25 protein-coding genes are annotated in these 23,148 nt (G+C 34.8%); 13 read left to right on the top strand and 12 right to left on the bottom strand.

Annotation, left to right across the window (positions count from 1 at the left end; translation table 11 throughout):
* Nucleotides 1–3: 3 nt before the first annotated feature.
* The 5 genes from PI23P_RS02230 to PI23P_RS02210 form a co-directional block, all read right to left on the bottom strand.
* Complete coding sequence (locus PI23P_RS02230; protein ID WP_004569093.1) at nucleotides 4–1,248, bottom strand: hypothetical protein; 1,245 nt, start codon at nucleotides 1,246–1,248, stop codon at nucleotides 4–6.
* Between the two features lie 26 nt (nucleotides 1,249–1,274).
* Nucleotides 1,275–1,751 (bottom strand): hypothetical protein, encoded by a 477-nt coding sequence (locus PI23P_RS02225; protein WP_238299963.1) that lies wholly within the window; start codon nucleotides 1,749–1,751, stop codon nucleotides 1,275–1,277.
* 321 nt (nucleotides 1,752–2,072) lie between these two features.
* Nucleotides 2,073–2,279 (bottom strand): gas vesicle structural protein GvpA, encoded by a 207-nt coding sequence (gene gvpA, locus PI23P_RS02220; RefSeq protein WP_004569091.1) that lies wholly within the window; start codon nucleotides 2,277–2,279, stop codon nucleotides 2,073–2,075.
* A 246-nt stretch (nucleotides 2,280–2,525) separates the two neighbouring features.
* Nucleotides 2,526–3,914: a sigma-54-dependent transcriptional regulator gene (locus PI23P_RS02215; RefSeq protein ID WP_004569090.1), complete on the bottom strand. Its 1,389-nt coding sequence runs from the start codon at nucleotides 3,912–3,914 to the stop codon at nucleotides 2,526–2,528.
* On the bottom strand, nucleotides 3,907–5,865 hold the full coding sequence (locus tag PI23P_RS02210) for an ATP-binding response regulator (RefSeq protein ID WP_004569089.1): 1,959 nt from the start codon (nucleotides 5,863–5,865) through the stop codon (nucleotides 3,907–3,909). Before PI23P_RS02210 ends, PI23P_RS02215 begins: the two co-directional genes overlap by 8 nt.
* Before the next feature lie 1,027 nt (nucleotides 5,866–6,892).
* On the opposite strand from PI23P_RS02210, the gene PI23P_RS02205 reads away from it, so the two are divergent.
* From PI23P_RS02205 to PI23P_RS12925, 12 genes are all read left to right on the top strand, one after another.
* Complete coding sequence (locus PI23P_RS02205; protein ID WP_004569088.1) at nucleotides 6,893–7,258, top strand: hypothetical protein; 366 nt, start codon at nucleotides 6,893–6,895, stop codon at nucleotides 7,256–7,258.
* Nucleotides 7,259–7,447: 189 nt separating this feature from the next.
* Nucleotides 7,448–7,630: a hypothetical protein gene (locus tag PI23P_RS12485; RefSeq protein ID WP_004569087.1), complete on the top strand. Its 183-nt coding sequence runs from the start codon at nucleotides 7,448–7,450 to the stop codon at nucleotides 7,628–7,630.
* Between the two features lie 371 nt (nucleotides 7,631–8,001).
* Complete coding sequence (locus PI23P_RS02195) at nucleotides 8,002–8,322, top strand: hypothetical protein (protein WP_004569085.1); 321 nt, start codon at nucleotides 8,002–8,004, stop codon at nucleotides 8,320–8,322.
* Nucleotides 8,323–8,601: 279 nt separating this feature from the next.
* Entirely contained in the window at nucleotides 8,602–8,727 is a 126-nt protein-coding gene (locus tag PI23P_RS12830) for a hypothetical protein (RefSeq protein WP_004569084.1), read from the top strand.
* Nucleotides 8,728–9,174: 447 nt separating this feature from the next.
* Entirely contained in the window at nucleotides 9,175–9,621 is a 447-nt protein-coding gene (locus tag PI23P_RS02190) for a hypothetical protein (protein ID WP_004569083.1), read from the top strand.
* 121 nt (nucleotides 9,622–9,742) lie between these two features.
* On the top strand, nucleotides 9,743–9,994 hold the full coding sequence (locus PI23P_RS12880) for an alpha-L-rhamnosidase-related protein (protein ID WP_367888910.1): 252 nt from the start codon (nucleotides 9,743–9,745) through the stop codon (nucleotides 9,992–9,994).
* Between the two features lie 130 nt (nucleotides 9,995–10,124).
* Nucleotides 10,125–10,310 (top strand): hypothetical protein, encoded by a 186-nt coding sequence (locus PI23P_RS12480; protein WP_162010144.1) that lies wholly within the window; start codon nucleotides 10,125–10,127, stop codon nucleotides 10,308–10,310.
* Entirely contained in the window at nucleotides 10,307–10,456 is a 150-nt protein-coding gene (locus PI23P_RS12640) for a hypothetical protein (protein ID WP_004569081.1), read from the top strand. Before PI23P_RS12480 ends, PI23P_RS12640 begins: the two co-directional genes overlap by 4 nt.
* Before the next feature lie 117 nt (nucleotides 10,457–10,573).
* On the top strand, nucleotides 10,574–10,882 hold the full coding sequence (locus tag PI23P_RS02185; RefSeq protein WP_004569080.1) for a hypothetical protein: 309 nt from the start codon (nucleotides 10,574–10,576) through the stop codon (nucleotides 10,880–10,882).
* Nucleotides 10,870–11,088, top strand: a complete 219-nt coding sequence (locus PI23P_RS02180; RefSeq protein ID WP_004569079.1) for an alpha-L-rhamnosidase C-terminal domain-containing protein — start codon at nucleotides 10,870–10,872, stop codon at nucleotides 11,086–11,088. The genes PI23P_RS02185 and PI23P_RS02180 overlap by 13 nt, the downstream gene beginning before the upstream one ends.
* 513 nt (nucleotides 11,089–11,601) lie before the next feature.
* Nucleotides 11,602–11,940 carry an SUMF1/EgtB/PvdO family nonheme iron enzyme gene (locus PI23P_RS12930; protein ID WP_004569078.1) on the top strand — a complete coding sequence of 113 codons (339 nt, stop codon included), beginning with the start codon at nucleotides 11,602–11,604 and terminating at the stop codon, nucleotides 11,938–11,940.
* Nucleotides 11,941–12,078: 138 nt separating this feature from the next.
* On the top strand, nucleotides 12,079–12,693 hold the full coding sequence (locus PI23P_RS12925; protein ID WP_496559456.1) for an SUMF1/EgtB/PvdO family nonheme iron enzyme: 615 nt from the start codon (nucleotides 12,079–12,081) through the stop codon (nucleotides 12,691–12,693).
* Between the two features lie 54 nt (nucleotides 12,694–12,747).
* Here the strand turns inward: PI23P_RS12925 and PI23P_RS02165 are convergent, their stop codons facing one another.
* The 6 genes from PI23P_RS02165 to PI23P_RS02140 form a co-directional block, all read right to left on the bottom strand.
* Nucleotides 12,748–14,019 (bottom strand): FAD-dependent oxidoreductase, encoded by a 1,272-nt coding sequence (locus PI23P_RS02165; RefSeq protein ID WP_004569076.1) that lies wholly within the window; start codon nucleotides 14,017–14,019, stop codon nucleotides 12,748–12,750.
* Nucleotides 14,000–15,388, bottom strand: coding sequence for an exonuclease domain-containing protein (locus tag PI23P_RS02160; RefSeq protein ID WP_004569075.1), 1,389 nt, complete (start codon nucleotides 15,386–15,388; stop codon nucleotides 14,000–14,002). The genes PI23P_RS02165 and PI23P_RS02160 overlap by 20 nt, the downstream gene beginning before the upstream one ends.
* On the bottom strand, nucleotides 15,389–16,045 hold the full coding sequence (gene rpe / locus PI23P_RS02155; RefSeq protein WP_004569074.1) for a ribulose-phosphate 3-epimerase: 657 nt from the start codon (nucleotides 16,043–16,045) through the stop codon (nucleotides 15,389–15,391).
* A 140-nt stretch (nucleotides 16,046–16,185) separates the two neighbouring features.
* Complete coding sequence (locus PI23P_RS02150; protein WP_004569073.1) at nucleotides 16,186–17,049, bottom strand: sigma-70 family RNA polymerase sigma factor; 864 nt, start codon at nucleotides 17,047–17,049, stop codon at nucleotides 16,186–16,188.
* Between the two features lie 272 nt (nucleotides 17,050–17,321).
* The gene (locus PI23P_RS02145; protein ID WP_004569072.1) at nucleotides 17,322–18,938 is read right to left on the bottom strand and encodes an Ig-like domain-containing domain; all 1,617 of its coding nucleotides are present in this window, start codon (nucleotides 18,936–18,938) and stop codon (nucleotides 17,322–17,324) included.
* Between the two features lie 55 nt (nucleotides 18,939–18,993).
* Nucleotides 18,994–19,680, bottom strand: coding sequence for a ComF family protein (locus PI23P_RS02140; RefSeq protein ID WP_018942466.1), 687 nt, complete (start codon nucleotides 19,678–19,680; stop codon nucleotides 18,994–18,996).
* 165 nt (nucleotides 19,681–19,845) lie between these two features.
* On the opposite strand from PI23P_RS02140, the gene PI23P_RS02135 reads away from it, so the two are divergent.
* Nucleotides 19,846–21,393 carry a glycine--tRNA ligase gene (locus PI23P_RS02135; RefSeq protein WP_004569070.1) on the top strand — a complete coding sequence of 516 codons (1,548 nt, stop codon included), beginning with the start codon at nucleotides 19,846–19,848 and terminating at the stop codon, nucleotides 21,391–21,393.
* A 116-nt stretch (nucleotides 21,394–21,509) separates the two neighbouring features.
* Here the strand turns inward: PI23P_RS02135 and groL are convergent, their stop codons facing one another.
* On the bottom strand, nucleotides 21,510–23,144 hold the full coding sequence (gene groL, locus PI23P_RS02130; protein ID WP_004569069.1) for a chaperonin GroEL: 1,635 nt from the start codon (nucleotides 23,142–23,144) through the stop codon (nucleotides 21,510–21,512).
* Nucleotides 23,145–23,148: the final 4 nt, after the last annotated feature.

Below are 23,148 nucleotides of genomic sequence, written 5' to 3'. Positions count from 1 at the left end.
CCGTTATTTTTTAGTTAACGGATAATAAAGATTTTCTACTTTTCTAACCTTTCCTTCGTCAAGTAATTTTTTACTAACAAAACCTATTTTCATCCTCGTTTCGCCAAAAGGCTTTTCCATATCAGAAACTTTAACTCCTTTTCTATGTGAGTTCAAATACTTCAAAACTTTTTCCTCTAGCGTAAGCTCTTTTTTAGATGGCTCAACTTTTACGTCGTTTACTATTGGCGCTGCTGTTTTCGAGTCAGCCTCTGAAACAATTACTTTTTCAACGATAATTTCTTGCTTTACTTCAACCTTTTTTACTTCTGGTTTTACCGCTTTAACTGCGGTCTTTTTTATTTCGTGAACGGGTATTTCTCCTAAACGGGCTATTGCCTCTGCTAATTTACTCCATGTATGTACTGCTTCTTTTCTATCTGTAGAAAATTCAGTCAAAAATGTATTAACATATGTTTGAATTTCATGAACTCTATTCTGTATTCCAGTAAATGTGATTTCAAAATCCGCCAAACGTTTTGCATCGCTATTTGAAAGGTCCTTGCTTGATTTTTTTAAGTCAAGCTGCAAAGCTTTTGCCATTTTCTGATTCTCCTCTCTAGTTTCTACAAGGCTTTTGGTAAATTGCCCAAGCATGTTTTTAGTGTATTCAACTCTTTCTGTGAGATTTGCCTTTAGATCGGTTCTCATGCTAGCAGTCATTTCAGTTCGGTCGTCTGAAAATTGTTTCAATAATTTATCGGTAAAACCAAAAATATCTTTCACCTCTTCTCTGATATCATTGATTTTTTTATTCGTACTGAACATGAAATCGCCAAAATCCTTTAAGCGTGCGCTATTCCAATTTGAACGGTTAGTTTGGTTTTGAGCTAGTTCTTTGTGAAGTTTCGCCGCTGCCGTATCCTGGTCAGCTGAAAAATTGCTAAGCATACTGGTTGTAGAAGTCTTAATTTCATTCACCTCATTTTGAATCTGAGAAATAGACCCATGGATGCCGCTCATCATTTGTTTGAACGAATTCAATCGTTCTTTTTGTCCCTGTGCTAAATTTGCACGTAAACTATCTGCATTCGCGCGCAAAGAAGTAGCTGTTTCTATGTGGTCTTTCCGGAAACCGTCAAGTGTTTCTTGGACTGATTTATTAATTTCAGCATTGTCTTTTAGTCTTTGTTGAAATTCTGCTGCTCTTTGTTTATACGATGATAGGATATCATCACTAAGATTTTTCATTTGTTCTGCTATACTCATAACGTTTAGTTTTAAAAGGTTTTAAGTTATTTAATTTCTTCTAATAAGTGTTTTTTTACATTTTTAAGATCTTTGCAAAACACATGGGTATCTTGATTAATTAATTCGTTAAAACTATGAGTGATTTTTTTATGTATCTCTTGAAGTTCTAAAAATTTAATAATCGCGTATTCTTTCTTTTCTTGCTGTACTTTTAAAATAGTTTCTAATTCTAATTTAAAAATTTCAACATTTTTTTTGTTATCGTTCTGTCCAATATTTTTTATTTGAAGAACACCTTGACGCAATAGATTAACCATTGTCTTTTGATATTCTATATAGTGGTGAAATTCATCTTCAGCTTCTTTTTCTTTTTCTTCAAGTAGTTGAAAAAGTTCGCCCATCATGCTATCGTAATCATTTTTGCGCAATGAACCTATTTTTGCAAGATTTTCTCGAAGTTTGTTATTTAATGTCTTTCTTTCTTTTTTAAGTCTCTTAAGGGACTGTTGGAAATCAACCAATAAAGCTTTGGATGATTCGATAAGGGATTCGGAAGAACTAAAAGTAGTTTCTATTTTTTGTATCCGTTCCTCAAAACTTGTAAGTAGGGTCTCTATAAAATCGGTAGAGTGGTTTTTGTTATCGGTTCTCATGTAAGATATAAGTATTTATGTGTCATCAATTTAGGACTTAATTCTCCGATGCTCTAGCTCGAGGTAATTCTTTTAAATAGCATTTTTAAATTAAATTAAGAGCTGCTTGGCGAATCATGCTTTTCTTTGCGAACAAATAAAGGACGGTTGGCAAGAGAACTCTTTAACTTAATTACTCACTTTTACTGCTTATGCAGCTTTAGCGGTTAATCCAATTGCTTCTGCATACTTTAAGTAAGTCTCAACAGATGCTACAACTATTCTTGCTTCGATAGCAACTAGTTCGATACCAACTAAAGATACACGTACATACGCATCTACAACTACTCCTTTGTCAAGAATACGGTCAACTACTTCTACTAAACTTGACGATCCTACTGTTTTTTCTACTGCCATAATGATAATTATTTAACTATTAATTTTAAACCGTGCTTTGTTATGAGTGACGGCCTTCCTCATCAATGATTCCCTATATCCAATTAGTATGCCAAAAAACTATACAAATCTTGCTTATTTTCAAATATAATTATGAACATCACTGTGGTAGTGAGTTAGCACTAATAAATATATATATATTAAAAAAAAAGTGCAATTTACTTCTGTTTTTGAGGGTGTAAATATGCTCAAAAATGAGCACTATGCTCATTTTTGACCTTCCTTATTTGTAAGACTTATTTTATATTTTTGTATTTTTCTTGCAAGTGCCATTCGTTGAATACCCAATGCATTAGCTGCAGCAATTTGATTATTATTACAGTTATTCAATGCAAGTTGTATCAGTTTAGCTTCATTTTTTTCTAAATTCAAGTTTGTGCCCTTTTCAGGTTGTGTTGATTTGATTTTTATTTTCACTGGAAAATCTTTCGCCCCAAGTGTATTTCCTTTGCTGAGGATAATTGCACGTTCGGTTATGTTTTTCAGTTCTCTTACATTTCCTGGAAAAGGATAAGATTTTAATGTTTGAAAAACTTCTTCATCAATAATGGGGCTTGGCTTGTTAAGTTTCCTAGAGAAGTCTTCGGCGAAATAAAGGAGGAGTGGTTTAATGTCTTCTGGTCTTTCTCTTAAGGTTGGTAGATGTATATGCAATGTATTAAGACGGTGAACAAGATCTAATCGGAATCTTTTTTCTTCGACCAAATCATCTAAGATATGGTTGGTGGCAGAAATAATTCGAAAATCGGTTGCAATAGGTTGTGTTTCTCCAACTCTTGTGATTTTCTTTTCTTCGATAGCTCTTAACATTGTTGCCTGTAAATTCATAGGCATATCTGCAATTTCATCTAGAAATAAAGTGCCTTCGTCACTCGTTTCAAAAAAACCTTTTTTATCGGTTAAAGCGCCAGTGAAGGAGCCTTTTTTATGTCCGAAGAACTCGCTTTCCATAAGCGAATCGGTTACTGCGCTGCTGTTTACTGCACAAAACATATTATCTTTTCTTTTGCTGGCAAAGTGAATGATTCTCGCAATATTTTCTTTTCCAGTTCCACTTTCTCCTGTTATGAGAACGTTGGTATCCGGAAATTTTGAGGCAGTCATTGCCATGTCTAATACTTCTTTTATTTGAGGGCTTATTCCAATAAAATGACGCTCAATCCGGTCCTCTAGATTTTTAGAAATCAATGAGTTTTTTTCTTCCATTTGCTTTACTTTGCGTTGCAGAAATAGAAATTTTTCGGTGCGCTCAATTGCGATTCGGATATCGATATGGCGAAATGGCTTGCGTAAATAGTCAATGGCACCTGAGCGCATAGCTTTAATCACCGTGTCCATATCTCCATGTGCTGAAACAATAATTACCTCCATGTTGGGGTATTTTACTTTTACTTTTTTTAGAATATCCAATCCATTTACACCAGGCAACCGAACATCCAAAATCAACAAATCAATGGATTGTTTTTTGAGAAGCGACAATCCCTGAGCCGCCGAATTTGCTTCAAAAGTTTGAAAACCCGAATTCTCAAGGAATTCAGTTAATTCTTCAGTAAAGCGTTTTTCATCATCAAGAACAAGAACAGTTAGTTTATTCATTTTTGTGGGTAGTGATTTTAATATTATCTTTAATTTCTGGAATAGGAACACTTATTTTAAAGGTAGTTCCCGATTCAGGATTGCTTTCAACATCGATACTTCCTTTTAGCTCTTTAATAATTCCGAATGAAATAGACAGACCAAGTCCAGTTCCTTTACTTGCACTTTTTGTGGTGTAAAAAGGAAGCATAATTCGTTCGATAACTTCAGGTTTAATTCCGTTTCCGTTATCTTTAACTTCTATAAAATTTGAATAATCGTCATGATAAGTTCGGATAACGATTGTTTTTTTAAAATCTGACTTGGAAGTTTTTTTTGTTTCTTGCAAGGTGTCTTTTGCATTTGTCAGCAAGTTAAGAATCACCTGTTCAAACCTGTAGGTGTTTCCAATGATAGAGGGGATATTATTATCAAGTTGGAGATCCAAAGTAATTCCGTGATGTTTGAATTGCTCTGAAATCATGGAAATAGCATTATTAATACTTTCATTGATGTCAAAGGAGGTAGAAATATATTCGTCATGATCTCGTGAAAATGCTCTAACGTGGTCAATGATTCTTCCTATTCTTAAAATATCTTCAAATATTTTTTCAGATTTTTTATTAAAGTAGCTCTCATCCACCGCCTTTAAATTCTCTATCTTCATAAATAGGTTTTCAATACCTAAAGTAATGGAAAGCAAAGGTTGGTTAATTTCATGGGCCATACCTGATGCCATTTCCCCAAGACTAGCCATACGTTCTGATCTGTTTAGTTGCTGTTCGATTTTCTTTCGTTGAGAAATATCTCGGATAATGGCCATGTAGGCGTCAGGTCTTCCATCAGCTTCTTGAATAAGTGTGATACTTAGTTCACAGATAAACTGAGACTGATTTTTACGAGTTAGGATAAATTCGATATTTTGAATTAACCCTTCTGATTTTGCATTGCTCAAGATCTCTTTCATTTTTTGTACTTCAGTACTAGGAATAAAATTAAAAAAAGGGACCCCTATAAATTCACTTTTATCACCAGCCCCAAAGATTTCGAGAATAATATCTGAAATTTCTGTAATACGTCCTTTCAGGTCCATAATAAAAATACCCTCTGGTGAGGCATTCAGCAAAGTACGATACATTTTTTCTGACTCTTTAATTGTATTTTCAGCTATCTTTTGCTCTGTAATATCTTGTAGAAATCCAAATTGCGCTATTAATTGACCTGAGTCGCTATATTCACGCCCCCACAGCGCATGCACAGATCTAATACTGCCATCACCTCGAACAATTCTGTAGTTCATTACTCGAAAAATAGCACCAGTAATATTTTTTGCTAGTATTTTTTCGATTCTATTTTTATCATAAGGATGGATTGCATTAATAAATACATCCAACAAATTTTCGTTATTTAAGTTTTCATCAAGGTCAAATATTTTATACATTTCATCAGACCAACGAATATGTCCAGAATTAATATTTTGGCGCCAACTACCAGTATGTGAGGCTTTCTCTACTTGTGCAAGTAAAACCTTATCATGTTTTGTTTTTTCTAACTCTATGTAATCTTTAAGAATTTGCTTCTTTTGTCGGTACAACTCCAAGAAAAGTTTTACTTTGCTTAATAGAATAAATTTCACTACCGGTTTAAGTATAAAATCGACTGCACCTGATTTATAACATTTTTCTAACTCAAGGTCCTTTTTAACATGGGACGTAATAAAAATAATTGGAACTTTTTCTCTATTTTCATCATTCTGGATAATTTCAGCAAGTTCAATCCCATTCATATCCGGCATATTTACATCAAGTAATGTTAATGCAATTTCTTGATCTTCTATTTTGGACAAAGCTTCATGCCCTGATAAAGCCTTTATGATAACTACATCTAGTTCTTTTAATATAGTTTCAAGTAAGGATAAACTAGTAGCATCGTCATCTACGATAAGGATGTTTGGTTTTATTTCTGATTTCATATTATCCATGGGGCACAGGAATTGAGTGTAAAAAAATCCTATTAAAACTTGTTTAAAAGGCTTATTTGTTGCTGTTGAAGGGGCTTGTTTGCGAAGTGACCTTTTTAATTTTTTGTTCTAATATTTCTTTAAACTTTTCGTAGGAAAGAATCTAATGACGAATATACCCGTCTTTATTAATAAAACATTATCTAGTGTTAGTCACTATATAATTTAAAATAACACCATAGCACTGCGAATATACGTTTTCATATTTTGCAAAACAGCATAATTATTTAATAAAATATTATGAATTAGGGATTCTTTTCTATCCTTAGTTAGATGCCATAAACTCACTATTTTTAAAAGTAATATTTATTCCGTTTAGCCTCAAGCCTTTTACTTTTGATTGATAATTTAGAGCAGTTTTTTCTTGGATTTATTGTGTAACGTCAGACAAAAGTAAACTAGTTATCACATGAGGATAAAAGAGAAGTTTTATTTATTTCTCTTCATTAGATGTTAAAAATTCCTTTAAAATTTTAACGAAACTGTTAGAGCTATTGTGTGCAAGCGCCAATAGTAGAAATTTCAATTTAACAGGTTACGAGTTTTTTTCTTTGAAATTTTTCACAATTTTATTTTGGAACAATATCTAATAACCGTTTTTTATATGCTTTAAAAAGTTTGCGCTCGTGTTAGTCGGGGTCCAAAAAAGCTTTCCAGAGATGTTAGGCTTTTCTTGTTCGAAAATCTTGATTATTAAAAGTGTTTTAATATAAATGTTTAAGAAAAAAAACCTGTTTGGATGGATCCTGCAAATCAAGTTAATGTAAGGAAAGCTTGACCAAACTCTAGATATTAATATAGATGATATTATAAAAAACAGCTAGTTAAGTTAGTTTTGAAGTAGGCAATGAATACCAAGATTAACAACCCGTATTCTTGCCTATTTTTTTGTTAAAAGTCTCAAAGAAGGATTTGATAAAAATTTAAAGGAAGTAATAAAAGGAAACAACACATATTAATCATCCAAAAAATTAAAGTGTTGACCCTGATTTCTTCGGTACAAACAAAAAAAACAACAAAGAAACCTCAACTAATATTAAATATTGAAGGCTTCGGAGTATTTGGAGATGGAAAAACCGACGATGGCCATGAACTCAGGAAATTATTTGAAAAAGCTCTGGCGCTTAATCGTCTGGCGAAAATTGTTTTTCAGAAAGATGCTACCTATTATATAGGGAAGCAAGAAAATCACCTGGCGAGAGGCCTGTTTATGGAACATGTCAACAACTTAATAGTAGAAGAGGATAACTGCTTGTCATTGGTTGATCCTTATCGCGGACCTTTTGAACTCAATTGTTCAAAAAATGTTACCATACGAGATTTCCAAATTGACTATTCTCTATAGCCTTTTACACAAAGCAGAGTTGCAAAAATTGATAATTCAAATGGGTATCTTGAATTTCAGGTTGATGATGTTTACCCCCAACCTTTTGTCAGAGATGATAGCTGTAGAACGGATGTCCGGGTTTTTGACAACAGCACCATTACTGACGAAAGCTTAAAGTTCCCCCAGGGACATTCTCGGATATCAGGGGTGAAGGATTTTGGGGATAATACGCATGCGGTAACTTACCGGGTGCACTTTGAGAATAGGGCAAGTACCAGTGATTATTTTGGAATGAAAGAATGGCCACTAGCCATGGAGGGTGTATATAATTTAGCGTTAAAATCTTCCGAATTTGGAGAGCATTATATAGCAAACTATTCCAATATTTAAGTGAATCATTTGGACAAAATTACCATTGAAAACGTCATTTCCTTTGCGTCACCCAAAATGACGGTAAATGCTAGAAGTACCTTAGATTTGGTCATTCGAGGTTTGATAATTACCTGACGATCCGGGCGAGTATTGGCCAGTTATAGTGATGGAATTCCTCTAAAAGGAAATGAAAGTCAACCACTTATTGCGAATTGTCATATCGAAGGTACCCTGGATGATGCTATCCATATCAAAATGTCAGCTGGTAAAGTGGAAGAAGTAGCCTCAAAAAGCAAAATAAGGGCCCAAATGGATACTAATAATAACACTAATCTTGGCATTGTCAAAAAGGTTATGGTTTTGATGCAGAAGAAAATAAGGAGTTATCTATGGCGGTGATTATAGATTTTGAACATATCAACCATCGCAGGGGCTGGCTTACTTTAGACAAAGACATTAAAAACCTGAAGGTAGGCACGCGGATTTATTTGCAAGCAGAAAATGAAGCCATTATTCAGAACAGCTCGTTCGAAACTCAACTGCAACGAGCAATTTTAACACACCAACACACGACAGCAAGGAATGGTGCCATTATTAATAACGGAAAAGGTCTGGATCAGGTATTAAGAAGCTGCGGAATTGAAGGGCCTCCATCGCAACGCGTTATTTTTGATAATGTAGCTTTTGTAGATTTATTCAATTTAGATTAAAGGTTACTACCTGTCTTTCCAAAAATTACAACTAGTTGTAAATACCTTAGCTTATTGTAAAGAATTGTTTGCTTAATCTTTCTGATGGAATATGGGCTCTTCAAGTTAAGAACTTCAACGGGGTAGGCATGATTGCAATAAATTTGCACATAGTAATAGAAAACCTAAGAAAAAGGGTTGTTCCAACTTAACAATACTGAAATCATTGAGTTCTCTGGTAATGCCTTTCAAAAGAGCTAGATTACACGGGACAGCGACAATGTTGGTCTTGCCGATGCTTTGGAAATCGAAGTCGATGCAGATGGAGACGGTGTCGAGAATAAATTTGATACAGACTTGAATAACAATGGTATCAACGATTTTGATAAGTTTAAAATGGGATTAAATCCATTTAGTATTGATTAGTGCAGTAACCATGAAAATAGAATTAATATTTTGTCTTTAACCAACAGCAAAAGGATAGAGTTAGTACCATCTCATAATCTTATTTATACAAAAAAATTAAATTATGAATAATAAAAACAACAAGGTGAAAATGAAGAAACACTTCTCTAAACAGAGAGCAACTTTGACAGCGTTTCTATTCATTTTTTATTTAGCAACTATTAGAATAATAATGGCAATTCGACTATAAATTGGAAAGCCCAATGGATATCAGCATTTGAGCAACAAAACGGAACAAATAACTGGACAGCTTATAACAAAACATCTAAAGTTGTAGAAGTACCAAGTGTGGCTTTAGCTAAGATTTCCTGCGACTCCAAATACTGGATGTGGATAAACGGAGAATTGGCCGTCTTTGAAGGACAACTCAAACGAGGTCCTTCATCAGCTGATACTTATTAAGACGAGGTGGATATTACACCCTATTTAAAAACCGGTGATAATGATATTTTCATTTTAGTATGGTACTTCGGGAAAGACGGCTTCTCTCACAACAGCAGTGGTAAGGCTGCGTTGATCTTCGATTGCAAGGTGTCTGTTTTTGAGTTGCTTACGGATATTTTCTGGAAATCCTCCATCCGAAGGGAGCTCGGCAGGGTTGGTTTACTCTTACCCAATTTCAGATTACCAGAGTCAAGCCTTCGTTATGATGCCGGTTTAGGAAATTTTGATTTTACTAAAGCGGAAGCAAAAACTAAAGGATGGAGAGGCTCCCGATCACTAGGCAAGCCTCCAGTTGCACCTTCGAATAAGCTCGTGAAACGCACTATTCCACAGTGGAAAAATTTTGGAATGAAGAAATATGAAAATGAGAGGCCATTTCCTTTTAAAAGCACAGGAGATACAATTGTTTAAATTACCATATAATGCACAAATAACCGCCTATTTTAAAATAGAAGCCAAAGGAGGTGAAGAAATAACACTCCTGACTAATCATTAGGAAGGAGGTATTACCTAAAATGTACGAGGTGAGTATGTGGCTCGTAAGGGAGTACAAGCACACGAGAATTTGGGTTGGATAAATTGCCAGGAAGTGTATTACGTCCTGCCTAAAGGAATTAAAGTCTTGGATTTACAATATAGGGAGACTGGTTATGCCAGTGAATTTACTGGAAGCTTTGATTGTAGCGATGATTTTTATAAAAGATTGTGGATAAAAGCAGAACGTACTTTATACGCTACTATGCGTGATACCTGCATAGATTGCCCTAACAGAGAACGCACGTAGTGGTGGGGAGATAAGGTCATCGAAAATGTCGAATCTTTTTACGTTTTATATCCTGAAAGTTGTTTTCTTACTCAAAAAGGAATCTTGGAACTCATGAATTGGCAACGAGAAGACGGTACCATTTTCTCCCGTGCCAGCTCGAAACTTGGGTAGAGAACTACTTGGACAAATGTTGGCAAGTATCGGTGAATACGGTTTTTGGAATTACTACACAAATACAGGTTATAAAGAAACTATTGCCAAGGTGTACGACGGTGTAAAGTGCTATCTAAATGTCTGGAAGCTAGATAAAAATGAAGTCTTGGTAAAAGAATGACCGGTGCGGATAGCAAAGGTTGGTATTGGGGTGATTGGGGAACTAATGTAGACAAAGATTTGTTGATGATAGAATGGTATTATTTGGCATTGAAAGGCTATAAAAACACGTCTGAATTAAAAGGTAAACAGGCGCAAGTGACTTAAGCAGAAACAACTATGAGTTACTTCAAAATAGCATTCAATACTAAGTTTTGGAAAGGAGAGGAATACAGATCTTACAATTACAAAGACGATATTGATGACTGAGAACAAGCCCTTGCTGTGGTAGCAGAATTAGCAGATGCCGATAATTATAAAGCCATTTATAAACCGCTAAAACCACAACAATATGCCAGTCCTTTCGTGGAAAAGTATGTGTGTGAAGCTCTGTTCTTAATGGGAGAATCGGAATATGGTTCAGAAAGATTAAAAAAGCGTTTTCAACCTATGGCGTACAACAAGATGCACTCTACCCTTTTTGAAGGTGGGGTGATGGTAGAGATGGATACAGCGGAGGTTCTACAAACCATGTATGGAGTGGTGGTGGTTTTACTATTCTTGTACAATATGTTTGTGGATTGTATCCTCTAGAACCGGCTTGGAAGAAATTTAGGGTAAAACCTGATTTAGGAGGTCTGGAATTTGCAGAAACTAGCAATGAAACCATCGCAGGGAAAGTAGCTGTAAAAATCACAAAAATCAAGTCAGGAATGGATATCGAACTAAGTGTGCCAGGTGGAAGTGAAGCCGTCTTATATATTCCAATCAAACAGAATATAGTTACAATGAATGGATAAAAAGTGAGCTCTCAAGAAAAAGAGGGATGGTATAAATTGTACACCTTTAAAGGTGGTAATTATAAGATTGAAGGAAAATAAATAGCTATTTGTAAAAGCGAAAACGGTCATGCTTAAATTTATTAGGAATGCAGTTGCAGGTGTTGCAGGAATGACAATGATTCCATTGTTTAGTATTTAGTTATAATAAGCTAAGTAATGTCGAATGTACTGGAGAATAAATTATAGATAGTGACATTAGCAAGAAATGAGACTCTTGGTGGTGTGAACTCAAAACAAGAAGTTAATAGAGTGGTCATATACCCAAACCCATCAAAGGGAACTTTTTTTATAATTTTGATATTGTGCGTTTCCAGGTAACAGCTTTTTAGACCTCCTAACAGGTTTGAATTTATTTTACTATTACTGTTAAGACTTCGCAGGAACTTGAGAATGCAAAGCTTAAAACAGGAGATTAATTTCAAATAAATATCTCCAAAAAACAATTATATTTTTAATCTTTTAAAAATAAAGATGTCTGATAAAAATAAAAAAATAGTTTTTAGTCCTTTACCACTTATTCTTTTCGTGTTTGTACTCTTTTATAGTTGTAAGAAGGCAGACTTTAAAAGGGCTAAAACAAAGAATACGATAGAATCAAAGTTACCTTATGGGATGATTTGGGTAGAAAGTAATACTTTTTTGCAAGGCGCTAAAGACTCAGATAATTTTGCGATGCCAAGGGAAAAACCGGTCCATGACGTGATGGTTGACGGTTTTTATATTGATATTACTGAAGTGACAAACAAGCAGTATAACGAATTTGTAGCGGCAACAGAATATATTACTGTGGCCGAACGAAATATTGATTAGGAAGAAATAAAAAAGCAGCTTCCTGAAAATATTCAAAGACCACATGATTCTATTTTACAACCTGGAAGTTTGATTTTTAATAAAAAGATAAATGCAGTGGTAAACATGAATAACTATTAACAATGGTGGGCTTGGAAAATTGGCGCAAATTGGAAACATCCAGAAGGGCCTAGCACAACAATTGAAGGAAAAGATAACTTTCCTGTTGTTCATATTGCTTTAGAGGACGCGCTAGCTTACTGTAGGTGGGCAAACAGACGTTTACCAACGGAGGCGGAATGGGAGGCGGCTGCGCAAGGAACAAATGATAATGCCATTTTCACTTGGGGAAATGATCGCACAATGTTAGATACACAATCCAATACTTGGCAGGGTGTTTTTCCAACAAAAAACGAATCTAAAGACGGTTTTGAGTTTATTGCTCCGGTAAAATCGTATCCAACAAATAGTATTGGGTTATACGATATGGCTGGGAATGTTTGGGAGATTACAGCGGATCTTTTCGATGTAAATTACTATCGAGAATTAGAGGGTTCTAAACTGTTGGTAAATCCTAAAGGTGCGGAGAAGTCTTTTAGTTTAAGCAATCCATATCAAGTAGAGCACGTAATGAAAGGGGGATCTTTTTTATGTCATGACTCTTATTGCTCAAGTTTTAGGATTTCTTCAAAAATGGGGGTAGCGACAGATTCTGGTTCAGATCATATGGGTTTTAGAACGGTTGCAACACTAGAAATGCTCTCAAAAAAATAAATTTATTTTAGGCGAGTGCCTATTTTATAAGTAAAGTAGTTGATTTTAATTAAATTATAATGATAGCTCATCTGCAATCAAACCGTCCTCAAGTGTTTTAATTACGCCCATAGCAGCTCTTTCCCCTGCGATCATAGCAGCGTTTAAAGAAGCATTTAACAATTGATCCCCTGCTAAAAATAAAGACGAATTTAACTGTGTTTCTGTACTCGAAAGAGCATATTGTATATTTGTTAATTCGGGCAATGCTTTCTTTATCTGGTATCTTTTTAGGAACACAAGGTCAGAAATCCCACAGAATGTTTTGAGTTCCTCTTTTGTTTTTGCGATTAGTTCTGTTTCCGTGATTTCGTGTTTTTTTACAATTGTTACACAGAGTAATTCCTTATCCCCTGGAGCCTTGGATGCAATACTGGTTGGGTAGAAAATATTATTGATAAGCGTATTTTTATCAGAGATCAATCCTATTAAGGGCTTATTAATTTCTCTTTTTTCGCATTCAAAGTAGAGGGTGTCACAACTTTTCCATTGGGTCTCTTGGTTTTTTAAATTGGAAATTAGGGCACTTGCCTCTGTCGCTATAATGGTGAAGTCACTTTTAATTTCTTCTCCATCTTCTAGAATAACGAGATTATTTTTAACTTGCTTAACAGCGCTGTTCAATCGAATTTTAGTTTGCGTAAGGTTGCTTTTTAGTTGATTTGGTATTGCTTGTATTCCTTTTTTCGGAATTACGGCCAAGCCTTCTCCAAACATCTTATACACAAATTCGAACATTCTACTAGAGGTCTCCAAGTGGGGTTCTAAGAAAATTCCGCTAAAAAAAGGTGTGAAAAAGTCAGTAATAATTTCATTAGAAAAACCAAAGTCTTTTAAATATTGAAGGGTTGTTGTTTCTTCCGTTTTAAAAATAGCCTCAATTTTCTTTTTCTTTAACAGTGCATTCAGTTTTAGTATTTTCACCTTATCAGTAAAAGAACCAACAGAGGAGCGTAAGGTTGGTATTAATAAAGAGATCTTGCGCAAAGGATCTCCAATGGTCTGGGATTTGCCGTTCTTAAAAATGGTGGCACCGGGTAAAAGTTTTTGTAATTCTAAACGATCGTAGTCTAAATATTTTTTTGCGGCAGGATAAGAAGTAAGCAATACTTGAAAACCTCGGTCTAAGAGATGTCCTTTGACAACGTCGGATTTAACCCGGCCCCCAACAGAACTAGAAGCTTCAATAATGGTAGGGTGATACCCATAGTTTTCTAAAATTTGAGCAGCAATTAAACCACTAACACCTGCACCAATAATATGAATTTTATATGCTGATTTCTCCATTTTCAATTGCTTTTAATTTTGTCTTTTTCCTTAGATATGCGGCAATGATTCTTTGTATATCTCTATTGTCTTTTTTAGGTTCCACAAAAAATTGATAGTCTTCTGGATTTTCTAATTGTTCGGATTGTTGTGCATCTACATATCCAATACCCTTATAGATTCCATCCAAAATTAGGGCAAATCCAATTTCGTTTTTAGTTCTTCCCGTTTCTTTAAGGACTATATTTTCGGCACCAAGGCCAATGGATGCGATTGCTTCTTTCACTCTTTTATTATACGATTCAACAGTTTCTTTGTCACAGCAAACACCCTTGCATTCTTTCAGTTGGTAATGAAAACAACTAGAGACATTGGTTTGTAAATGACAGTATTTCGGACACAATTCAAAGGTCTCACACAAGGTTTCTAAATGATTTCTACATTCTGAAATAGAATAATATTTTAGTAGGGCATTTGGAGCTAGTTTTAGACGGTTGTATGCGAGATGTAGGATTCCTTTCTGATCTTCATAAGAAAATAATCCAACGGCCTCTGCAGACTTTCTTTGGGCTCTGTTGAACTTTGGATAGATGTGCTTTATTTCTGAAGATTCCAGCAATAATGCGAGTAATTCACTACCTGTCTTTGTAAAAGAAACATCTGCTGTCTCTAAACACATTGTTTGTTCCTTTTTTTTCTTGTCATAAAAATGACTGATGACGCGCTGCTTGATATTATTTGCTTTTCCCACATAAATAATTTCTTTCGCAAGATTTTTGAAATAATAGACTCCAAAAGTTTCCGGCAGGTTGTCGATTACTATTTTATCTATAAGAGGAGGCAAAGTGGCTTGTCTTGATTTCGGATTTAGGAAGGAATTAATTGTGAAGTTCTCATCCCTTTCAATGAGCCGTCGCAGTAATTCTGCAGTGGCTTCCGCATCACCTTTTGCGCGATGTCTTCCATTAATAGGAATGTTTTCACCGGTACAAATATTACCCAAACTGTAGGACGGAAGGCCAGGTATTATTTTTCTTGTCAAGCGAATGGTGCAGAGTTTCTTTCTTTTAAAGTCAAATCCTAGACTTTTAAATTCTGCTTGTATAATGTTGTAATCGAAGTTTACATTGTGCGCAACAAAAATAGTGTTTTCAGTAATTTCTGCTACCTTTTTTGCGATTTCAAAGAATCGAGGCGCATTTCGTACCATCGCATTGGTAATACCAGTAAGACTGGTGATAAAAGCAGGGATATTTTGTTCAGGATTTACGAGCGAAGTAAATTCGTCTACAATTTTTTTTCCGTCAAAAATTAAGGCAGAAATTTCCGTGATTTTCTGTCCTTTGGGTCCGTTTCCGGTAGTTTCTATATCAACAACGGCGTATAACAATTAGGCAATTAAGTTTTTTAAGTCTGAAATGGTTTCTGTCGGATTTTCAGCGCCAAAAACAAAGCTTCCGGCAACTAAGACATTGGCACCGGCTTCAATTAAAGCATTGGCATTTATATTGGTAACCCCACCGTCAATTTCTATCTGACAGTCGGATGCTGTAAAATCTATCAATTGTCTTAATTGACTTACTTTCTTGTAGGTGTTTTCTATAAAAGATTGCCCTCCAAAGCCAGGATTGACACTCATGATACACACCAAGTCTAGATCGATAATTACATCTTCTAGAACTGAAATAGGCGTGTGTGGATTTAAGGCTACTCCTGCTTTCATTCCGGCATCTTTTATAGCTTGAATGGTTCTGTGTAAATGTGGGCACACTTCATAATGCACCGTCAGAATGTTCGCGCCTAAATCTGCAAAAGTTTGAATGTATTGGTCTGGATTTACAATCATTAAATGCACATCAATTGTTTTTTTAGCATGCTTTGCGATCGCTTTTAAAACAGGCATGCCAAAGGAAATGTTTGGAACGAAAACGCCATCCATAATATCAATATGGAACCAGTCAGCTTCGCTGTTGTTTACCATTTCTATATCGCGCTGTAAATTTGCAAAGTCTGCGGCTAAAATTGAAGGTGCTATTAAATTACTCATTAGATTGTATCGTGTTGTTAAGTTTTGTAAAAATAAGAATATAAAATAAAAACTCTCGAAATAAGTTCGAGAGTTATACACCTTTTGTTTACACCTGATAAGAAAAGGAGACGCGCTCACTTTTAAAAAATCTGGAACTACTATCCAAGATAGGTCATTAAGATTTTACTTCTAGAGGTGTGTTTTAGTCTTCTGATTGCTTTTTCTTTAATTTGACGCACACGCTCACGTGTTAAATCAAAAGTTTCTCCAATTTCTTCTAAGGTCATCGGTTGGTGTTCCCCCAAGCCAAAATATAGTTTAACCACATCTGCCTCTCTGGGAGTTAAGGTTTCTAATGCTCTGTCAATTTCTATCCTTAAAGATTCGTGCAATAGTTTTCTGTCAGGATTTGGAGATTCTCCAGAATTTAAAACGTCGTACAAGTTCGAATCTTCACCTTCAATTAAAGGGGCATCCATAGAAACGTGACGTCCAGAATTTTTCATGGATTCTTTCACATCATTCACTGTCATGTCTAATTTTTTAGCAATTTCTTCAGCACTTGGAGGGCGCTCGTTTTCTTGCTCTAAAAAGGCATACATTTTATTAATTTTATTGATAGAACCAATTTTATTCAAAGGCAGGCGTACAATTCTAGATTGTTCTGCCAGGGCTTGTAAAATCGATTGGCGGATCCACCAAACGGCATAGGATATAAATTTAAAACCCCTCGTTTCATCAAAACGTTTCGCAGCTTTAATCAAACCTAAATTTCCTTCGTTTATAAGATCGGGTAATGTCAATCCTTGATTTTGGTACTGTTTTGCAACAGATACAACAAATCTTAGGTTGGCTTTGGTTAACTTCTCTAAAGCTCTTTGATCACCGGCTTTGATAAGTTGTGCTAATTCTACTTCTTCATCAGCAGTAATTAAGTCTACTTTTCCAATTTCTTGTAAATATTTGTCAAGGGAAGCAGTTTCTCTATTGGTAACCTGCTTGGTTATTTTTAGTTGTCTCATCTAATTTATTTGCAACAATTTAAAGATTCATCTACTTGCTACAAATACTTATACGGAAGAAAAGAACCTTATGTTACAAAAAGTTTTCTTTTTTTTAAAAAGAGTTGTTTTTTAAAATATTCCAGAGATTTTGTGTGGAACTTTCTGTTTTTAATGGGATGCTCTTTTTAAAAATGCTTTAAAATTGCGCTTCTTTGAATTTAAAAAGTTCAAAGGTTTGGAGTTATTTCCTGATTCCTCCAAAGTACATCTATTATTGTAGCTGCTTATTTTTAGTTTTCTATGGTAAACGTATTGCCTTCTAAAAAGTAATTTGCTCTCACTTTTAACACTTCTGGATAGTAGATAATATTTTCTGGGAGAATTTTAAGTAAGTAATTTCCAGTATCCCATTTTTTATTAGCGTTGGTATCTATAATTGCGCGAACGAAATATGTTTTGGGTTCTAACAAATCAAAAACAAGTGTTTCGCTTGTGTTCACATATCTTCGGTCAATAATTTGATCGCTGTCTGGTCCTGTTAATAAATCAATGATTAGATTTTTATCATTTGTATTCACAATGTTTAGTGTAATTCGTCCGTAATCTTCTCTATCTAAGGTTCTAAAATTAAAGTTTAGAGTATCATTTTTTACCGAAAAGATGTCTGTAAAACTTCCTGGAAGTGCTCTTAAATTGTATTTTTCTTTTTCTTTTTTATCAAAAATAAATCCGATTTTATTCTCTTTCTTAGAAGTGTAATGGGCATATTTAACCTGTAATGTGTCTGTATCCGTAAACCGAACTTTGCTGGTGTCAATCTTTACAATAGGGTTGTTACTTTTAATAAAGAAGGTATCTCTTAAGTGCAAGATTCCCAATGTGGATGGAGATAGTTTTAGAGAATCTATCTTATTTTTTCTAAAATTCACTGTGACGGTGTCTAAAAAAAGATCGTTGAAAACGATAAAATTTAAGGAGTCTACATCGATTGGAGTATGCCAGTAATTTAAGGTGTCTTTGTCTATTTCAAAACGAGATACACTTCGAAAGCTGTCGGATACTTTTGATAATAGTGCAACTTTTAAATCCTTAGCATTGCCTTCATAACCAAAACTAATTTTACCTTTAGAGACTTCGGCTGCTCTTCTAAAACGATAGGGTTGCAGCTCTTTAAATAACTTGATTGGTTTTGTAATGCTACTATCCTTGGGCAATACGATGGTGTCTGGGTAAAAGCCAATTTCGTCCAGGCTCGAGTCGAAAATATAATTATTATAATTTTGTTTTAAAGCAAGTAAAAGATATTTTCCTTTTTTTAAGTTAGTAAAATTGAAGCCTGCTGTATCTATTGCAGTAGTTACGTAATTTGGTTTCTTCTTATAAATGATAGAGTCTGTAAATGTGCTGTCTATTTTGTAGAGGACAATGTTAGTTTTTTTAGGTTTTTTGTTTGAAAGCGCATTTGCAACAGTTCCTGAAAACCGCAGGGAATCAATATAAGTTCCCGTAGAGAATACGTATTTAAATCCTTCCAAAATATTGTTCTCATTGTTGTCTTCAATGGCATTTCCAAAATTAAAGATGTAGGTAGTATTTGGTGCAAGGGTATCTAAAATTCTTATTTTTAACGTTTTACTCGCGGTGCCTTGTGGTGAAATAATTAAGGGGTTTTTTAAAGGAGGAGAAACAACGAGCTGCTTATTGAGATCTTTTAATTTTATAAACTCGTTAAAATAAAGTGTTATTTCTTTACTGCTAAAATTGATTGTTTCGTACGGCGGATTTGAAGTAACAAAAAGAGGTGCGAGTTCGTCTTTTGGACCACCGTCGGGTCTTCCTGTTTTTGCACAACTAGAAATTAAGGTGATAGAAAGTAGTAGTAAAAAAGAGCTGTTACGGAGATTCACGAAAGATAAATTTTATACAAATTAACAATTAATTTTTCATATTAGACCATAAAATTTATTCTGTGTAGGCCATTGTTAAAATACTGATTCTTATTCCTGAAGTTTTCAAAAGTTCAAGTGCACAGGCTTCTAAAGTAGCTCCAGTGGTAACAACGTCGTCAATAATTAAAACATGTTTGTCTTTAAAAATAGTGAAATTTAGTAAAGAGAACTTGGTGTCTAGGTCATTAAAACGTTCAAATCGAGATTTGAAAGTTTGTGTCGTGTTGGCAGATTTCCGCACTAAAACATTTTCTAAAAAAGGAGTCTTTAAGTGCCGTTGTAGACATTTACCAAATTTGGTAACTTGGTTGTACCCTCTAATTTTCTGTTTTTTGGCATGAATGGGCACAGGAAGGATAAAATCAACCGTCGAAAATTCTTCATTTTCCGAAAGAATTTCTCCAATCCAATTGCCAAAGAAAATGCCAATTTCTTCGGTGCCTTGGTATTTTAGTTTGTGGATTAGGTTTTTAGTGATGCCTTTCTTTCTTAAGAACAAAAGAGCAAAGGCTTTTTCGATGGTTACTCGTCCATAAAAAATAGCATTAATTTTGTTTTTTGTATAACTTTGAAAATGAGTTAAAGGCAGATCATGTCGGCAGAAAGTACAAATTATGGATTCATTTTGTATTAATTGTTGGCTGCAGTTTGCACATATTCTAGGATAAAATAACGCACGTAAGTCTTTTAATAATTCCATTTTTTGGGGATTACAATTCATACGAAAGTTACTTAAAATAGTTGCATTCATTCTACTGCGTATAAAAGTTTGGCTTCCGGTGCGTTCTAAGGAATGATTTATGCTTTAAAATGAAACTATTTTTTTCTTGAAAAATTTATGCAAACGTTTATCTTTGTACTCATTATGGCAAAACAAGAAGATCACTTTAAGAAAGTATTATCGCACGCAAAAGAATATGGATATGTATTTCAATCATCAGAAATTTACGATGGATTAAGTGCAGTGTATGACTATGCTCAAAACGGCGTTGAATTAAAGAAAAATATTAGAGCATATTGGTGGAAAGCAATGGTGCAAATGCATGAAAATATTGTAGGATTAGATGCTTCTATTTTAATGCACCCAAAAACGTGGAAAGCTTCTGGACACGTGGATGCATTTAACGACCCGTTAATTGACAACAAAGATTCTAAAAAAAGATACAGAGCAGATGTTTTAATTGAAGACTATTGCGCTAAGATTGAGGGAAAGATAGACAAAGAAGTTGCCAAAGCAGAAAAGCGTTTTGGAGATTCCTTTAATAAAGAAGAGTTTCTTGCCACGAACGAAAGGGTTTCAGGATATCAAGAAAAAATAAATAGTATTCTTGCAAGAATGGGTAAATCTTTAGAAAATGAAGATTTGGTAGATGTAAAGTTGCTCATTGAAGAATTAGAAATTGCAGATCCTTTGACGGGTTCAAGGAATTGGACAGAAGTGAAGCAGTTTAATTTAATGTTTGGAACACAAATTGGAGCCTCTGCAGATACCGCTACCCAAGTTTATTTAAGACCAGAAACGGCACAGGGTATTTTTGTAAATTTCTTAAATGTTCAAAAGACAGGAAGAATGAAAATTCCTTTTGGAATTGCGCAAACGGGAAAAGCATTTAGAAATGAAATTGTTGCAAGACAGTTTATTTTTAGGATGCGCGAGTTTGAACAAATGGAAATGCAGTTTTTTGTAAAACCAGGAACGCAAAAGGAGTATTATGAACACTGGAAAGCAACCCGTTTAAAATGGCATTTAAGTCTGGGAATGGGTGCAGAGAATTATCGTTTTCACGACCACGATAAATTGGCGCACTATGCAGATGCAGCAGCCGATATTGAGTTTAAGTTTCCTTTTGGATTTAAGGAATTAGAAGGAATTCATTCACGTACAGATTTTGATTTAAAGGCACATGAAGCGCATTCTGGAAAAAAGTTGCAGTATTTTGATCCAGAAGAAAATAGAAGTTATACGCCATATGTAGTTGAAACTTCTATTGGTTTAGACAGAATGTTTTTAGCTGTCTTTTCGAATTCTTTGCATGAAGAAGCGCTAGAAAATGGAACGACAAGAACGGTTTTAAAATTACCAGCAGTTTTAGCGCCGTACAAAGCAGCAATTTTCCCATTGGTTAAAAAAGACGGTTTGCCAGAAGTTGCACGCGAAATTATGAAAGAGTTGAAATGGGATTTCAATGTATTTTATGATGAAAAGGATGCTGTGGGAAAGCGATACAGAAGACAAGATGCTGCAGGAACCCCGTTTTGCATTACGGTAGACCACGAATCTTTAGAAGATGCTTGTGTAACGATACGCCACAGAGATACTATGGAACAAAAACGTGTGAAAATTTCTGAACTAAAAGGCATTATTGAAAAAGAGGTTGCTATAAAAACTTGGTTGCAAAAAATAGAAGTATAGGTTTTCTGAGTAGGCATTAAAATCAAAAAAAATCCGTTAGAAATTTTCTAACGGATTTTTATTTGGAATCGATAATGTTTACAAGCCTACTTTTTTTGCACGCTTATATTGTAAGTTTACATCATTCCTGGCATTCCGCCACCACCCATTGGAGGCATTCCACCAGCATTGTCTTCTTTAATGTCAATTAAGGCACATTCGGTAGTAAGAATCATACCTGCAACAGACGCTGCATTTTCTAAGGCAACACGTGTTACTTTTTTAGGGTCTATAATTCCAGCCTCTAACATGTCTACGTACACATCATTTTTAGCATCATATCCAAAGTCTTTTTTACCTTCTAATACTTTGTTTAATATTACAGAGCCTTCTTTACCAGCATTCTCAACAATAATTCTTAAGGGTGCTTCGATCGCTTTGTTAATAATTTGAACTCCGGTAGATTCATCGATGTTTAAGGTATCAATTTTCTCCAATGCTCTTTTAGCACGCACTAAAGCAACTCCACCACCAGCAACAATACCTTCTTCAACAGCAGCTCTTGTTGCATGCAATGCATCATCAACTCTGTCTTTTTTCTCTTTCATTTCAACTTCAGAAGCAGCACCTACATACAGTACTGCAACACCACCTGCTAACTTCGCTAAGCGTTCTTGAAGTTTTTCTTTATCGTAATCTGAGGTGGTTGTTTCTATTTGTGCTTTGATCTGATTTACACGCGTTTTAATAGCTTCTGCATTTCCAGCACCATTTATAATGGTGGTGTTGTCTTTATCAACCGTAATTGTTTCTGCAGTTCCCAACAAGTCTAAAGTTGCGTTTTCTAATGAAAACCCTCTTTCCTCAGAAATTACAGTTCCACCAGTTAAAATCGCGATGTCTTCTAACATTGCTTTTCTTCTATCTCCAAAACCAGGAGCTTTCACAGCAGCAATTTTTAATCCACCACGCAATTTATTCACTACTAATGTTGCCAATGCCTGACCATCTACATCTTCAGCAATGATTAATAAAGGTCTTCCTGCTTGTGAAACGGGTTCTAGTATTGGAAGAATTTCTTGTAAATTAGAAATCTTTTTATCAAATAATAAAATATAAGGATTTTCTAAGTCAGCGATCATTTTGTCAGCATCCGTCACAAAGTAAGGAGATAAATAACCTCTGTCAAATTGCATTCCTTCTACAACGTCTACATAGGTTTCCATTCCTTTCGCCTCTTCAACAGTAATCACTCCTTCTTTTCCAACTTTCGTGAAAGCAGTAGCAATTAGTTCACCAATCGTGTTGTCGTTATTTGCAGAAATTGCAGCAATTTGTTTTATTTTTTCCGAAGAATTTCCAACTTTTTTAGCTTGTTTTTCTAGATCCGCAACGATTGCCGCAACAGCTTTGTCTATTCCGCGTTTTAAATCCATAGGATTTGCGCCTGCAGCAACATTTTTCAAACCTTCTTTTACGATTGCTTGTGCAAGAACGGTAGCTGTGGTAGTTCCATCGCCTGCCAAATCATTGGTTTTAGAAGCTACTTCTTTTACCATTTGAGCACCCATATTTTCAAGCTCGTTTTCAAGCTCAATTTCTTTTGCAACAGAAACACCATCTTTAGTTACTGTTGGTGCGCCGAAAGATTTAGAAATAATTACATTTCTTCCTTTTGGTCCTAATGTTACTTTTACTGCGTTTGCCAAAGCATCTACGCCACGTTTTAGTCCGTCTCTTGCTTCAATATCAAATTTTATGTCTTTTGCCATTTTT

Source organism: Polaribacter irgensii 23-P, assembly GCF_000153225.1.
Classification (GTDB): domain Bacteria; phylum Bacteroidota; class Bacteroidia; order Flavobacteriales; family Flavobacteriaceae; genus Polaribacter; species Polaribacter irgensii.
Note: the sequence above shows the minus strand (reverse complement) of the source record. Positions and strands in the feature narration are given on the sequence as shown.